This is a genomic window from uncultured Paraglaciecola sp. (assembly GCF_963977085.1).
Lineage (GTDB): Bacteria > Pseudomonadota > Gammaproteobacteria > Enterobacterales > Alteromonadaceae > Paraglaciecola.
The window spans coordinates 22,269-37,068 of the sequence record NZ_CAXBNC010000020.1 but is presented as its reverse complement, the minus strand read 5'-3'; the positions used below and the strand labels follow the sequence as shown (position 1 = coordinate 37,068).

Annotated in this window: 11 protein-coding genes; 4 read left to right on the top strand and 7 right to left on the bottom strand. The window is 39.8% G+C overall.

What is annotated here, in order from left to right:
• Positions 1-19: 19 nt before the first annotated feature.
• The 7 genes from fliG to AAC000_RS18620 all read right to left on the bottom strand — a co-directional run bounded on the left by fliG (position 20) and on the right by AAC000_RS18620 (position 8,758).
• On the bottom strand, positions 20-1,054 hold the full coding sequence (gene fliG / locus AAC000_RS18650; protein WP_339724863.1) for a flagellar motor switch protein FliG: 1,035 nt from the start codon (positions 1,052-1,054) through the stop codon (positions 20-22).
• A gap of 37 nt (positions 1,055-1,091) precedes the next feature.
• Positions 1,092-2,792 (bottom strand): flagellar basal-body MS-ring/collar protein FliF, encoded by a 1,701-nt coding sequence (gene fliF / locus AAC000_RS18645; protein WP_339724861.1) that lies wholly within the window; start codon positions 2,790-2,792, stop codon positions 1,092-1,094.
• Between the two features lie 10 nt (positions 2,793-2,802).
• Positions 2,803-3,129, bottom strand: a complete 327-nt coding sequence (gene fliE / locus AAC000_RS18640) for a flagellar hook-basal body complex protein FliE (RefSeq protein WP_339724859.1) — start codon at positions 3,127-3,129, stop codon at positions 2,803-2,805.
• A 296-nt stretch (positions 3,130-3,425) separates the two neighbouring features.
• Positions 3,426-4,778, bottom strand: coding sequence for a sigma-54 dependent transcriptional regulator (locus AAC000_RS18635; RefSeq protein WP_339724857.1), 1,353 nt, complete (start codon positions 4,776-4,778; stop codon positions 3,426-3,428).
• Positions 4,779-4,781: 3 nt separating this feature from the next.
• Positions 4,782-5,978 carry an ATP-binding protein gene (locus AAC000_RS18630; protein ID WP_339724855.1) on the bottom strand — a complete coding sequence of 399 codons (1,197 nt, stop codon included), beginning with the start codon at positions 5,976-5,978 and terminating at the stop codon, positions 4,782-4,784.
• 346 nt (positions 5,979-6,324) lie between these two features.
• Positions 6,325-7,761 carry a sigma-54 dependent transcriptional regulator gene (locus AAC000_RS18625; protein WP_339724853.1) on the bottom strand — a complete coding sequence of 479 codons (1,437 nt, stop codon included), beginning with the start codon at positions 7,759-7,761 and terminating at the stop codon, positions 6,325-6,327.
• 193 nt (positions 7,762-7,954) lie between these two features.
• Positions 7,955-8,758 carry a flagellin gene (locus tag AAC000_RS18620; RefSeq protein WP_339724851.1) on the bottom strand — a complete coding sequence of 268 codons (804 nt, stop codon included), beginning with the start codon at positions 8,756-8,758 and terminating at the stop codon, positions 7,955-7,957.
• A gap of 249 nt (positions 8,759-9,007) precedes the next feature.
• Between AAC000_RS18620 and AAC000_RS18615 the strand changes: the two genes are divergently transcribed.
• The 4 genes from AAC000_RS18615 (at position 9,008) to AAC000_RS18600 (ending at position 14,796) form a co-directional block, all read left to right on the top strand.
• Positions 9,008-12,517, top strand: a complete 3,510-nt coding sequence (locus AAC000_RS18615) for a 6-hydroxymethylpterin diphosphokinase MptE-like protein (RefSeq protein ID WP_339724850.1) — start codon at positions 9,008-9,010, stop codon at positions 12,515-12,517.
• Positions 12,518-12,606: 89 nt separating this feature from the next.
• Positions 12,607-13,317, top strand: coding sequence for a methyltransferase domain-containing protein (locus AAC000_RS18610; RefSeq protein WP_339724848.1), 711 nt, complete (start codon positions 12,607-12,609; stop codon positions 13,315-13,317).
• 64 nt (positions 13,318-13,381) lie between these two features.
• Positions 13,382-14,011, top strand: a complete 630-nt coding sequence (locus tag AAC000_RS18605) for a class I SAM-dependent methyltransferase (protein WP_339724847.1) — start codon at positions 13,382-13,384, stop codon at positions 14,009-14,011.
• Between the two features lie 152 nt (positions 14,012-14,163).
• Positions 14,164-14,796 (top strand): phosphoadenosine phosphosulfate reductase family protein, encoded by a 633-nt coding sequence (locus tag AAC000_RS18600; protein WP_339724846.1) that lies wholly within the window; start codon positions 14,164-14,166, stop codon positions 14,794-14,796.
• Positions 14,797-14,800 lie beyond the last annotated feature (4 nt).

Sequence of the window (14,800 nt, the reverse complement as noted above, 5' to 3'; positions counted from 1 at the left end):
AGAATTATCTTTCGTTGGATTACAAGAATTCATCGCCACCGCCGCCGCCTAACATAATTTCACCGGCGTCAGCTAAACGTCTGGCCACAGACAAAATTTCCTTCTGGGCAGTTTCCACTTCACTTATACGCACAGGTCCCATAGCTTCGAGATCGTCAATCAGCATTTCAGCTGCCCGTTTCGACATGTTTTTAGTTATCTTATCTTTGAGTTCGCTTTCCGCACCTTTAATGGCTTTGAGAAGCGCATCTTGTTGTACTTCACGAAGAATAGCCTGAATGGCTCTGTCGTCGACATCTGCCAAATTATCAAATACAAACATTAAGTCTTGAATTTGTTGGCTCATTTCTTCGTCTTGTTCGCGGATGGCATCCATCAACTGACCTTCAATATTGGTATCTAAGTAGTTCATGATATCTGCAGCTGACTTCAAGCCGCCCATTTTGGCTGCTTGAGTACCTGCTTGCCCAGCAAACTGTTTCTCCATAATTTCATTTAATTCTTGTAATGCCGCAGGTTGCACTTCTTCTAAATTCGCTACACGCATCATTAAGTCTAGACGAACTTTTTCAGGGAACTGACTGAGAATTTCTGCAGATTGTTCAGCATCTAGATACGACATAACAATAGTTTGGATTTGTGGATGCTCGTTGCGAATAATACTGGCCACTTGTTTAGAATCCATCCACTTCAGCGAGTCCAAGCCCTTAGCGCCGGTTCCCATCAAGATTTGGTCAATCAAATTAGCCGCTTTATCTTCACCTAAGGCAGAAGTCAGCGCGCGTTTCACAAAGTCAGTACTTTGGAACCCAATGGTGCTGTAATTTTGGATTTCTTCGATAAAGTGTTTATGCACAGCAGTGATTTTTGACTGTGTCATATCATCAATTTGCGCCATTGCTTGACCCAATTTTTGGACCTGCTTAGGCTCTAAATGTTTTAGAATTTGCGCCGCATCATCTTCGGTTAAACTAAGCAGTAAAATAGCGGCTTTATCTACACCTTCTAATTTACCTACGTCGTACCCAGTTTCTTCAGTTTGTTCTTCAGCCACAATTTATTCCTCAGAATGCCAGATCTTAAGTCTAGACTTAATCATCAAGCATCATCCAGTTTTTCACTACTTGCGAAGATAACTCTGGTTCATTTGCGACCAGCGCCCTGACGGCTTTCAGCACATCTTCATCTTTATGCAAGTCTGGCAGCATAAAGGTACCATCTGCTGCAAACCCAACTTGCGATTCATCAAATTCTTCGGCCAATAGGCTAATGGTTTCGTCACCTAAGTCTAGCCCTTCATCAGCATCAAACTCATCAGATTTCATATCGTCTGGATTAATGAGTTTGCTCACCATAGGTTTCACAACCACAAAGAACATTAAGACAATAATAAAGAAACTACCTATCCATTTTATTAAAGGTAATAATTTGGGATCTTCCCAAAACGGCACTTCAGCCAGTTCCACTTCACCTTCACGGTTAAATGGAATGCTCACAACCTCTAACGAATCTCCCCGTGTGACGTCAAAGCCAATGCCACCTTGCAATAAACGGCGAATATCCAATAACTCTGCTTGTGACCTAGGTGCACTTGATACTGTTCCGTCCGCTGCGGTACTACTGACATAATCCAATGCCACAGACACACTTAAACGACGAATCATTCCCACTTGCTGTTTAGTATGACTGACTGTGGTGTCTAATTCGTAGTTGCGGGTTTCTTCTTTATGATTGCGTCCAGGGGTTTGCTGGGTTGCACTAGTGCTGGCACGCTCTGGAATATTCGAATCTAAAGGAGGTTGATTAGTTAATGCCCCCGGAATACCGGCAATCACACCACCAATGCTATTTTCTTCGACCGTCATTTCACTGCGCACTGCGGGTAAGTCTGGATTGTAACTACGTTGCGTTTGCTCGACCGATGTAAAATCCATAGTCACATCTGCTTGCGCCGTATAGTTACCTAACCCCAACACGGGAATAAGAATAGAGTCTATTTTTTCTATATAAGCACTTTCACGCTTTTTTTCTAGTTCGTATTCTTTGCGTGAACGAGCCGATTCAGCGCCTTGGGATCCTGAATTCAGCAAACGTCCGTTACTGTTTGAGACTGTAACCCTATCAGGCTCTAATCCTTGTACCGCCGAAGCTACAATATCGATAATGGAATTCACTTCTCCACTTGAAATCATTGCACCTCGCCTAGTGGTAACAACAACAGTGGCACTGGCTTGTTTTTCGCGACGGGCAAATACATTTTCTTTAGGTAAGGCTAGGAGTACTTTGGCTCGTGAAACTGCCGTCATTTCTTCGATCGTACTGGCAATTTGTTTTTCTCTGGCATGTTTTAATCGGACTTTTTCAACACGTTGGCTAACACCAAACCCCATATCCTGCATGATAATATCAGCACCTGCCGATTCACCTTGGGTAATGCCTTGACGAGTCATGCCTAATTTGATTTTTTGATAATGTTCACTACTCACATAGACGGTATTACCTTCTAAGCGATAATCAATTTGAGCCTGATCAAGGTAATCAAGGGTTTCGATTAACTCTTGAGTGTCCATACTTGCCATCGGGCGGTAGTCAGGCTCATTGGCCCATATTAAGATAAACACAGCAATCGCCACACATATCACTAAGGCGATAATCAAAGTTATCTGGCGCATCATATCAGTACTACCGATTGAGTCCATAAAACCAGATTTTTGTTCTGCATTTGAATCATCTGGATACATATCAGTATCCATATCACTCATTGCCAGTTCTGTACTTGCTGCTTCAGCCACTTGTTAGCTCCTAAACTGGCATGTTCATAATTTGTTTATAGGCATCAAGCACTTTATTGCGCACTTGAATAGTTGCCTCAAAGGCAATACCAGCTTTTTCTTTGGCTACCATTACATCCGCTAAGCTTAAATTTTTGTCACCCATCTCAAATGCCATGGCCATGTCTTTAGACTCTAACTGCATGTCATTAACAGTACCAATAGCGTTACTCAGTAAGTCAGCAAAATTCTGTGAAGAAGGATTACCTTGAATGGCATTTCCTTCACCCAAACCTAATTTTGATTGCTCGGCCATGCCTTGCATTTCTTGGTATAGTGACTGTGCTTTGATGTCCATAAGACGCTCCGCTGGCAAAAGACGTAATTTGTCGTTTGAGTTAACTAACTACTTCATTAGCAAGGTAAGTGCCAAATAATAAATGCCAAAAACATTATAAAATATTCAATAAATTCAATGCTTTAAACGGAAACATTTGAGACGATTTGTGGTGTCATATTCTTGACAGCTGAAATTTCAAACAAGTAAACTCTTAGGTCGCCATGATTTAAGCCCAAATGAGGATCGCCAGAAAAAGAAAAGCCACCGTTCTAGGTGGCCAAAGGACTCGCATCTGCGACACTATAAACTCTTTTTTAAGCAGGCAACTCAATACCGACTTCACGCATTTTGGCAAGTTTGTAACGTAACGTTCTGGGGCTGATCCCTAATCGTTCTGCTACATCTTTACGACGACCTTTACAACTTTGCAAGGTATCAAGAATGATCTGGTGCTCTTGCTGACGTAGCTCAGACCCTAACTTACTGTTATCTTCTTCAATGTTTTCGATTTCGAATTCTGAGGTTGTTGCCATTACCGCAATATCTTGCTCTATCATTAAGTCTTGCGCATCTATTTGATTTCCATCAGACAAAATTAATGCCCGCTGGATCACATTTTCAAGCTCTCGTACATTACCTGGCCAATTATGCTGCAGCAGTTTACTGCGACCTGCCGCCGTTAACTTTGAAATTTCACTGCCCTGCTTCTGGCAATGTCGTTCAATCAAATGCTCGGCTAAAGGTATGATATCGCCACCTCTTTTATCAAGAGGTAACCAGGTCAGTGGAAACACATTTAAGCGATAATATAAATCTTCTCTAAACTCACCGGCATCTACAGTTTGTTTTAAGTTACGGTTGCTCGTCGCTATTACTCTGACATCCAAAGCAATGGTTTTACGCCCACCTAATCTTTCAACTTCTTTTTCCTGTAACACACGCAATAATTTAACTTGCAAATTCAAGTCCATTTCACTGATTTCATCAAGTAAAATAGTCCCACCTTGCGCTTGTTCAAATTTACCCGGACAGGCTTGAATGGCACCGGTAAACGCACCTTTTTCGTAACCAAAAAGTGTCGCTTCCAGCATATTTTCAGGAATAGCTGCACAATTGATCGCCACGAAATTTTGTTGACTGCGATTAGATTGGTCGTGAATAAAACGCGCTAACACTTCCTTGCCTGAACCACTAGGTCCTAAGACCATCACTGTCGCTTCTGATCTAGCCACTTTTTTGGCCAAAGCGAGTAATTGTAGACTACTGGGATCATCTGCGACTGGTGTGCATGACTCCACTTTTTGAGCAGGTGCATATCGTCCAACCAAGTTTAGTAACACTTCTGGGGCAAAAGGTTTTGAAAGGTAATCAGTCGCACCATCTCGCATAGCCTGCACCGCATCATCTATGGTGGCGTAAGCCGTCATTAACAATATCGCTAAATTAGGATATTTATTTTTTATATTCTTGAGCAATGTCAAGCCACTCATGCCCCCCATCTGAATATCACTTACCACTAAGTCAACTGAATGTTCAGATAACTTAATCATGGCTTGTTCACCACTGTCCGCCTCAATGACTTGATATCCACCAAGCAACAAGGTGTCGACTAGGGCCTCTCTTAGGCCAGCATCATCTTCTACTATCAGAACTTTTGCTTGAGTCATTCTTTAGCTCCTGGCCACATTGGCATAATATTGTTGAGGCTGCGCGCTCTGTTTAGGCACAATGACTTGAGGTGTAACTTGATTGATATCATAAGTAGGTAAACACAAAGTAAAACAGGCTCCACCATCAGCTAAATTCGTCACATGCACTTTGCCTTGGTGGGACTGAGCAACACTTCTGACCACAGCAAGCCCTAAACCTGTTCCATTACTTTTAGTGGTAAAAAACGGTTCAAATATACGATTGATAAACTCGGATTTAATGCCTGGACCATTATCCGTAACCGACAAATTCACCCAATCAGGGTTGTCACTTTGACGATTTGCATTAATCGTTATTAACGCATGATGAGGCTTTACAGTGAGCGCATTATGGATAAGGTTTTGTAACGCGCCAACCAAGGCCGTTTTATTGCCTAATATAGCCACATCGGGTTCAGGCAAATTCAATACTAACTTTGCCTGATGATTTTGTAGCATGGCATCAGCACCTTGTTGCACTTCTTGCATCAGGCTGTGTAGTGATATTTCACTTATCACTTGTTCGTCACCACTTTTGGCAAACAACAACATGTCGTTTACTTGACTTTCTAAGTCTCGCAATCTTGAAACCAGTTTGTTGCTAAACTTTTCCCGGGAAGTGTTGTTTAGGGAGTTATTAGACAAATTAGCGGCGTACAACATTGCTGCCGATAAAGGCGTACGAATTTGGTGTGCCAGTGAAGCGACCATTTTTCCCAAGGAAGATAATTTCTGTAAATGCCCGATACGCTGTTGCAGTTTTCTGGTTTCAGTTAGATCAGTTAATACAATGAGTTGCCCCGGCTCTTTTTCTAAGGGGGTAATTGACAGTTTGACTTTGCGACCGTCATAAAGTGACACTTCATGACCATCATCTGCTTGAGGTTTGAATGAACGGGCGATGATGGTTCGCCATAATTGACCTTCCAAGGGCTCTCCCAATAAGGCTTTCGCCAAATTGTTTGACTGCCTGACAAATCCATTGCCATCTATCACTACTACACCTGCTGGCATAACTTGTAGCAAATGCTCTAATCGATTTGCTTGCAAACGCAATGCGTCTAATTCTTGATTTTTTGATACATGGGACGCTTTTTGTAAAGCGTCATTCCGAACCACTTCGCCAAGCGCAGATAAAGAATCCCGCTGTGTTTCATTCAAGATGTTACTAGTACCCATACATTCCTCACGTCAAAACTTAGACAGAATAATTACAGGTGGACTAAAGCACATGCCATGCCAACAAAAATTTACATTTAAATCATAAGCTTAGGGGTGGAATTCAAGAATTCACAACGTCAATGAAATGACACTTAGGGTTGATGATTTGCTCAAAACAAGATTTGGATAATCAACATACTTGGTTTTTCTCTGTGCTCTGTGCGTCCTCGGTGGTTCAAATATTGTGTTCTATGGCTTTTCAATTAGAAAGCTTTTCACCACAGAGAGTGCCGAGCGCCGGTCACCGAGCGCTAAAGTTCACAGAGGAAATAAATCAAGATCAATGGGTATAGAAGGGTTACAACTAATCTTTACTTATATTGTACTTACGCATTTTTTCAACCAGAGTGGTACGTCGCATGCCAAGTGTTTCTGCTGCTCTCGCGACGACCCAGTCTTGCTGTTCTAAAGCTTGGGTTATCAAATTAACTTCTAATTCTGAAATATACTCTTTCAAATTGAGTCCTTCTACGGGTAGTTCAGTCGACAAGGTTTGATCGATGTTAGTGTCGACTTCCTCGCTATCTTCAACATCATCACCTCCAAACATAGCGTTTATTGCATCACGCTCTAACAACTCATCTGGGTATTCAGGTTCGTAAGCTGCGATATCCAAATGATTGTATTTGTTGGGTAAATCACTCACATCGATAAGTTGATTAGGGTATAAAATCATCAATCGCTCAACTAAATTCGATAACTCGCGGACGTTTCCAGCCCACTTATGTTCCATCAAAGACGCCATGGCATTGGCCGTAAACTTTATTTGCGCATTATCAAGCTCTAGTCTCGACACCAGTTCTTGCAGTAACAGAGGGATGTCTTCAGTACGTTCTCGCAAAGCGGGGCTATCAATTGGGAATACGTTTAAGCGATAATACAAATCCTCTCTGAACTGCCCTTCCTCAATCATTACCTCCAAATCCCTATGGGTGGCAGCAATCACTCTAACATTACACTTAATAGGTTTAGTGCCCCCTACTCTTTCGTAAGTTCTTTCTTGCAACACTCTGAGCAGTTTAACTTGCATTTGTAATGGCATATCACCAATTTCATCAAGAAATAACGTCCCTCCCTCAGCAAGCTCAAAGCGACCTTTTCGAGAATTTACGGCGCCGGTAAAGGCGCCCTTTTCATGACCAAAAAGCTCACTTTCAAGGAGCTCTCCCGGGATCGCACCGCAGTTTACTGGGATAAAAATACTATCAGTTCGATTTGACAAAAAGTGGACATTACGTGCAATCACCTCTTTGCCCGTGCCTGACTCACCCAAAATAAGTACATTGGCCTCGGTGGGTGCCACTTGTTCTATAAGATGTCTAACACCCTGAATTTGTTTACTTTTGCCAATCAAACTTCTAAAAAGGCGAGTTTTGTTGTGCACGCTGGTTTTAACATTGGGTTGACTGCGTTTGTATTCTTGACAGCGATGCAACATTTGGGTCAGCTCAGGATAAGTAATAGGCTCACTGATGGCACCCACAATATTTGTGCGGGGCTCAAATGCCTGATAATTACCTACTAACACAAAAGGATGCTGAGGAAACTTTTCACTGATATCGCTGGCTAATTCGGGCGTAGCTGCATCAATTAAAACGGACTTAATCTCAGTTTTACTTTTAAGGGTTTCTATCGCTGAAGGGAATAAAACGCTGCTACAAGGCTCACCGAGAAAAGTTAGAATGGTACTCAGATTATTTGCCCGCGCGATGTCAGAACTAATAATCAAAATATTGCTCATTCCACTTCCAGCCTAATGTTGTTTTTATAATTCACTGTATTGTATATGATTTTAACCATTCGAGTTGGGATAGCAATATTAATTAAGGCATTTTTAAGCACTAAATCTTTTTGTGCAGTGTTTAAAGTGTAGGAAATTTTGATCAAAAAAAAGAGTGGCTAAGCCACTCTTTGGAATCAAGCATCATCTATGGTTAGCCATTTAACAAAGACAACACTTGACCTTGTTGTTGATTTGCAATGCTTTGTACTGCAAGGCTCGTTTGGCTCAATATGTTTGCTGCAGCATTTTCAGACGCGGCCTGGGCATAATCGGTATCTTGAATTCGACTTCTGGCTGCAGACACATTCACATCAGTTTGGGTTAGGTTTCGCGCCGCACTTTCAAATTGGTTTTGGGTGGCACCTAAATCGGCCCTCGCACTGTTTACAAATTCAGATGCGTCATCTGAAACTGCTAACGCCTCTTCTGCGCCTTGGGCAGTGCTTAAATCGACGTTTAAAATATCATTCAAGCTAGCGGCAACGTCATTGGTGGACACAGCAATTTTCTGCCCCGCATTAGCCCCAATTTGAAAATCAATATTTGCATCACTTGATAACAATGGTTTACCGGCAAATTCTGTTTGTTCAATCGTTTGCGATATGTTCTCTTGTAACTGAGTCACTTCGGATTGAATTGCCTGACGGTCGGCGTCGCTCAATAAACCATTACCTGATTGCACCGACAACTCACGAATACGATTCACATCTTGATTAATATTCGCTAAGCCACCTTCAGCCACTTGAGTCAATGACACACCGTCGAAGGCATTTGAAATAGACTGACGGTTACCCTCAACCTGAGTGGTAAGGCGATCAATTATTTGCTGAGCTGCTGCTCCATCGGCGGCACTATTGATACGTTTACCTGAAGAAAGCTTCTCTAGGATAGACTCTTGCTTATTTTGAATTTGTTGTAACAACGATGTATTAGATTCAGTATTAAAACCAATCATAGACTTACCCTCAGTTAACTATGCAATAGAATAGCAGAGTGACCACATATGTGTAAAATACAAGCAATCAGCCTAGGGTATGCAAAACCATAAAAACTTATAAATACAAGCTAAAACTACAATTTTCTAGCGCCCTTTGATATTCACTTCTCACAATAAATTCAAAGACTTATTCTTTTTTTAGTGCTGCCGATAGAATAAGATAATACGCATTGTGTTGTGCGAGTAAATTGTGAGTTTATATAAAGTATGTTGAAGAATATCCGTTTACATCTTTCTAAAGATGAACAAGAGCAAGCGCTATTAGATGAAAAATTAGCCGCACACATACTTACCACGCATAATGGCAATATCAATACATTTCAACGTAACATCCCTTCTTTATTGCCTTACGTGCAAAACGTCGACCTTGCTAACTACTCTATTTTTATTAATAAATACGCTGAAAATAACATTGTCGATTACGGTATGGGCCGCACCTTTTATGGATTTCATCCAGAAGCAGAGGTACTAGAACAAATAGATCGCGTAGAACAACACTGCCCCCACGTGGTATTGCAAGCTCCTTTAAGCAGTCACGGGGAGCATGCTTCGCACATTAAACGTATTGAAGACCTAGAAAGTGTCAAGCTCAGAAACCAGCAACAACCTATGCCTTATGAAATTGAGTGTTTAGTGGTACTCGGATGTGGACTAGGCATTCACTTAAGTCATCTGTTGAAACAACACAAAATCAAAAACCTACTGATATACGAACCAGAATTACAGTACTTCCAATGTTCGGTTATGGCCACATCATGGCAAGATATTTTTACGTTAGCAAAACAACACGATACCGCTATTTTTCTACAATTAGAAAAAGATGGCCGAGATCTCATTCAGGACATAAATGAACTAGTACAGCACTGCGGCATTACCCACTTCCATCTTTACAAACACTACAATCATGAAGTCTTCGACTCTTTATACAAAGATTTGACAGAGCGCAGTTGGAACGACATTGCAGACGGGGGATTTAAGATAAGCTCCCAAGAAAGTTACTTAGACTTTGTACCGAACTGGACACCCAATATAGACTTAGATAGGCAAACGTTGTTGACCAGCCCCAATAAGATGTTAAGCAACAACCTCAGTGCATTTAAAAAATATTTTCCTGACATATATAAGGAATATAAAGATTATACGCCCCAAAAATGGCTGCCAATTAGCAACTCAACAGGTGAAGTTAACCTAGTTAAAATCGACAGTTTACAATCATGGTATGGAGAATCCCCTAAGCAAGATTGTACCCAAAACTTCGATAACTTTAACGAACAACCTAATAAAGATGGCTTAGTGCTGGGCTACAAAGGCACTAAACTCGCCCACTACATTCATTACCAATTTGTCAAAGAAACCGAAGAACTCCTTAAAGAAGCTGAAGAAGAAGTCGGCGCACTGCCAAACAATGTGCCATCAATCATTATGTTTGGTTTAGGGGTGGGTTATCAATTAGAAAAATTGCTTGAAGAACATACTGTAGAAAAACTGTTTATCTGTGAGCCTAACCCAGACTTTTTTTATGCATCATTATTTGCCATCGATTGGCAAAAACTATTCGAAACAGTAGAAAACTCAGAAACTCGTATCTACCTGAACATAGGCGACGACGGTAGCAACCTATTTAGAGATTTATTGAGTCAATTTTATGCCATTGGCCCCTACCTTTTAAATAGCACCTACTTTTATCAAAGTTATTACAACGCGTCTTTAAACTCTGCTATTAGCCAACTCAGAGAACAGTTGCAAGTAGTGATCTCTATGGGTGAATACTTTGACCACGCCTACTACGGCATCGCCCATACCAAAGAAGGTATGCGGCGAAAGATCCCAATATTAACGGCAAACCCAGCGAGTAAACTGAGTTATGACGATAAAGAAGTACCGATATTTATAGTTGGTAATGGGCCGTCATTGGACAGCTCAATTGACGCCATTAAAGAATGGCAAGGCCAAGCCATAGTGGTTAGTTGTGGCACCACCTTACAAGCCTTGCATCGACACGGCATTACCCCAGATTTCCACGCAGAGATAGAACAAAACAGAAGTACATTTGATTGGGCAGTGTTAATAGGCGATTTAGACTATCTTAAAAAAATCACGCTTATATCCTGCAACGGCATTCATCCAGACACTTGCGATTTGTACAAAGATGTATTGATAGCGTTTAAAGAAGGTGAATCTTCAACCGTATCTGCTTTAAGTGTATTAGGAAGACAGAATTTTGAAGTACTACAAAACTCCTTTCCTACTGTTAGTAATTTTGTTTGTGATTTATTTAGCACCATAGGATTTACCAGTATTTACCTCATTGGTGTTGATCTGGGATTTGTAGACGTTAAGCATCATCACTCCAAGTTGTCTGGCTATTATCAACAAGACGGCCAAGAAACTTACGACTATACGGATAGCGCCAATACATCATTAATTGTGCCGGGAAATTTTCGCCCCAAAGTTAACACTAAACATGAGTTTAAAGTGTCTCGACAAATCATTGAACAAGTGACTAGTGGCAAACCTAAGGACCAAGCATTTTATAACTGTAGTGATGGAGCCAAAATTCAGGGTACGTTGCCGCTAAGGCCAGATGAGTTGTTAATCATGGCAAGTAAGCCACAGCAAGCAAAGGCTCTTGATAAACTAAAAACCGTTATATTTTCAAATAAAGACCTTGGCCATTATATTCAAAGGTTCAATCAAATTTTCTCTCAACAAGTTTTAATGGAAGAACTTAAAGCTTTTGAGATACTGTTAAAGAACAAAGTGAGACATAAAGATGAGCTGGAAAAAATAATTAACAAACAAAAAGAAATGTTGTTTAGCTCATATAAAAACGGCAATTCATTACTGTTTTATTACTTATACGGTACCGTAAATTATACTAATGCGGTATTTGTTAAGCTGGGGCTAAATACTGAGTTATTGAAACCCGACAGTACTGTTCACAAATGTATCGATTTGTGGGCACTTAAAATCAATGAAATCTCTAACATCCTCATTGACGACAATGTAAATTTCGACTTGTCGCATTTTAATCTTAGAAAAAGAGAAAAAGCTTTATTAGCAAAACACTCAGATAAAAATTCGATACTAGTTATCTCTAACTCTGATAATTTTAAAAAATCGCTAAAGTTAACCTTAGCTAATAAGTTTGGTTTTAAGGGGGATGTGACATTTTCAAACAGACTAGATAGCAATGAGGAAAAGTCATTTGATCATGTCATCGTATATCAAGATAAGACGAATGAATCACCCTTTTTTCAGTTTCAACAACGGGGCACTCATTCGACTATTTTTATGCTGAAATCTGGCAACATTTCAGATTCGATTTTAGTACCCAAAGGTGTGACATATTGTCCTATACCATTTGACGAAACAGACACTATTGTCATTGATTACTTTTTGGCTACACACGCAATTTTATTCACATTGAGTGAGCATAGTTGCCCATTAATTCTCCTAAAATATAACACCAAAAATCCAGCTCAATTTGGCCAACAAACTATTGATAACCTAGCAGGTATAAACAGCTATGTAGACTTTTCAAGCCATATTGCTTGTTTTAAAAACCCAGCAACTCAAAATCTTGTATCCAAAGCAGGTACCAGAGGAAAGTTAATTAATAGGGCCTTAGTGTGGAATGATTTGATAAACAAGGTAATTTCAGACCAAGAGTTCGTAAAAATTGTGAAGAATAATACCTTTAACGACAACGAATAAATGCATTTACAAAAGTACACAAAACACGATCCGTTTTTAGCAATCCAATTTCCTAAAAATTTGGCTAATGTTTGTAGAAGGAGCACATAATGAGTGATGAAATTCAACTCGATAAGTACGATGACAAGTTCTTTCAAGGACAAGTTAGTAATCAGAAAAAGAAAAATGCATCTGAAGTGATTGCTAAGTTAGTGATAGACATGTGTGGCAATATAAATAGTGTCGTAGATATTGGATGTGGCGTTGGGACATGGCCTAGAGCCTTTATGGATAAAGGGATAAAAACAGTTCATGCCGTGGATGGTGACTACATTAATAAGGATTTAATGCTCATTCCAGCAGAAAATTTCTACCAAAGAGACTTGCGAGAGCCCATTGTATTGGAACGACAATATGATCTTGCATGCTCATTAGAGGTAGCTGAACATTTGCCGATAACTAGAGCAAAGTCATTTGTTGAAGATTTGACAAAGCTGGCACCAATCGTTTTGTTCTCAGCTGCGATACCAGATCAAGGGGGAGATAATCATATCAACGAGATGTGGCAACACCATTGGGCAAGACTATTTTCACAATTTGACTATCGAGCCATTGATTTTATTAGACCCATAATATGGTCTAACACGGAAATTCAGGTCTGTTATCGACAAAATACAATTTTGTACGCCCATGACTCAGTAATACAAAATCATGAAGCATTAAAAAAGGCGCGGGAACTCACAAATGAAGATATGTTGCCACTAGTACATCCAAGAACATTAGTCCGTTTAAAGAAAAAGTGGCTAAACGAAAATAAATAACGAGAAATTTAACCGTTAATTATTTATATGCTAGTAATAGTTAGAGCAAATTAGAGGGTAAACAATGGTTGTTCCTAAAGGATACGTGCCGCCAAAAGGGCATAGAAAGAAAGTGAACGAGAATATCGCAAACATGATTTCAGAAATACCTGGAGGTGAATTTTTAGAAATAGGAATTGGCCCTAAAGTGCGTCTTGATAGAATCGAAATAATGAGTCAATCCAATATTCAATATGTTGGGGTAGACTTTGAGACAGTATGCAATATGCATAAAGAAACGATTGATAACGCAGGTATCAATCGCAATCACATGAGATTTATGAGCAATTCTGTAGGCACCTATCTGTACAACTTAATTAGATTAAAACGAGAAAACAAAAAATTCGATCTAATATATTTGGACGGCCATCATACCTTATACGTCGATTTTGCTGCCGCATTTGCATGTATCCCCTTATTAAAAGCAGGTGGCCGAATAGCCTTTGATGATGTTTACTGGACGTTGGCGAGTAAAGAAGAGTCATTGAAGAAAAGTGAATTTTATTCTGATATTTATGATTTTTCATTATACACAAAAGAGGAACGCGAAGAGGCCCACATTGCAATTATAACGGAAGAATATTTGGTTGCAGAATATGGATTAAAGAAAGTCGAAGAGTACTGTGAACCTTATTGGACTGTTCTGCAAAAGTAACAAGCTTATGATTCAAAATAGCTAATCCGTATTGTCGATTCAAGTATGTTCAATCAAGCTAATTCTATACAGACATCTAGTAAATCACTAGAAGTTAAACGTTTGTGTCAATTAGCCGATAGATTATCTACAGGTGTACTGTGGATCTTAATATGAGTTCAATTGAATTTAGTAAACAACAAAAAGTTAAGTTATTAAATGACGGCTATGCATCTCTGGCACCTGAAGAAATAATTGATCGGGTATTAGTCCAAGCAAAACGACCTATAATATCGACAAAATTTGGACCTTACGCAGAATTCTTTATCCAGATGGTTACCCGGAAAATCCCAAGTATACCTGTACTTTGGGTTGATACAGGTTTTTTAACTCAAGCTTTTATCGACAATGCCACTAGACTAATAGAAAAATACCACCTTAATATTCATATACAACGCCCCAAAAACGAAGTTATAAATAAATATTTAAAGGACGGGATCCCAATTTGTGAGGCAAGGTTTAGCACTTATCAGCAAGAGGTCAAAGTAGCGCCTTTTCATGCTGGATTGACGGCCCTTAAACCTGATTATTGGTTTACTGGGATACAGAAACATCAAACCTCTTACCGTTCAAACTTAAATATATTTTCCAATTATCAGGATGACATTATACGCGTCGCCCCGCTTTTTAATTTTAAAAACATTCATATTGAAGAACATACAGAATTTACCCAAAAGCATATCAAAACCTTTTTAGACACCACAAAAAAAAGCTATCACTCAGAATGCGGTATTCACTTTAGCTGAGCTA

What these genes read in the sequence shown, in the direction of transcription:
- fliE (WP_339724859.1), bottom strand. Translation starts at nt 3,129, where the DNA reads ATGGACATCAAAGCACAGTCACTATACCAAGAAATGCAAGGCATGGCC.
- AAC000_RS18605 (WP_339724847.1), top strand. Translation starts at nt 13,382, where the DNA reads ATGGTTGTTCCTAAAGGATACGTGCCGCCAAAAGGGCATAGAAAGAAA.
- AAC000_RS18635 (WP_339724857.1), bottom strand. Translation starts at nt 4,778, where the DNA reads ATGACTCAAGCAAAAGTTCTGATAGTAGAAGATGATGCTGGCCTAAGA.
- AAC000_RS18625 (WP_339724853.1), bottom strand. Translation starts at nt 7,761, where the DNA reads ATGAGCAATATTTTGATTATTAGTTCTGACATCGCGCGGGCAAATAAT.
- AAC000_RS18620 (WP_339724851.1), bottom strand. Translation starts at nt 8,758, where the DNA reads ATGATTGGTTTTAATACTGAATCTAATACATCGTTGTTACAACAAATT.
- AAC000_RS18600 (WP_339724846.1), top strand. Translation starts at nt 14,164, where the DNA reads ATGAGTTCAATTGAATTTAGTAAACAACAAAAAGTTAAGTTATTAAAT.
- AAC000_RS18615 (WP_339724850.1), top strand. Translation starts at nt 9,008, where the DNA reads ATGTTGAAGAATATCCGTTTACATCTTTCTAAAGATGAACAAGAGCAA.
- AAC000_RS18610 (WP_339724848.1), top strand. Translation starts at nt 12,607, where the DNA reads ATGAGTGATGAAATTCAACTCGATAAGTACGATGACAAGTTCTTTCAA.
- AAC000_RS18630 (WP_339724855.1), bottom strand. Translation starts at nt 5,978, where the DNA reads ATGGGTACTAGTAACATCTTGAATGAAACACAGCGGGATTCTTTATCT.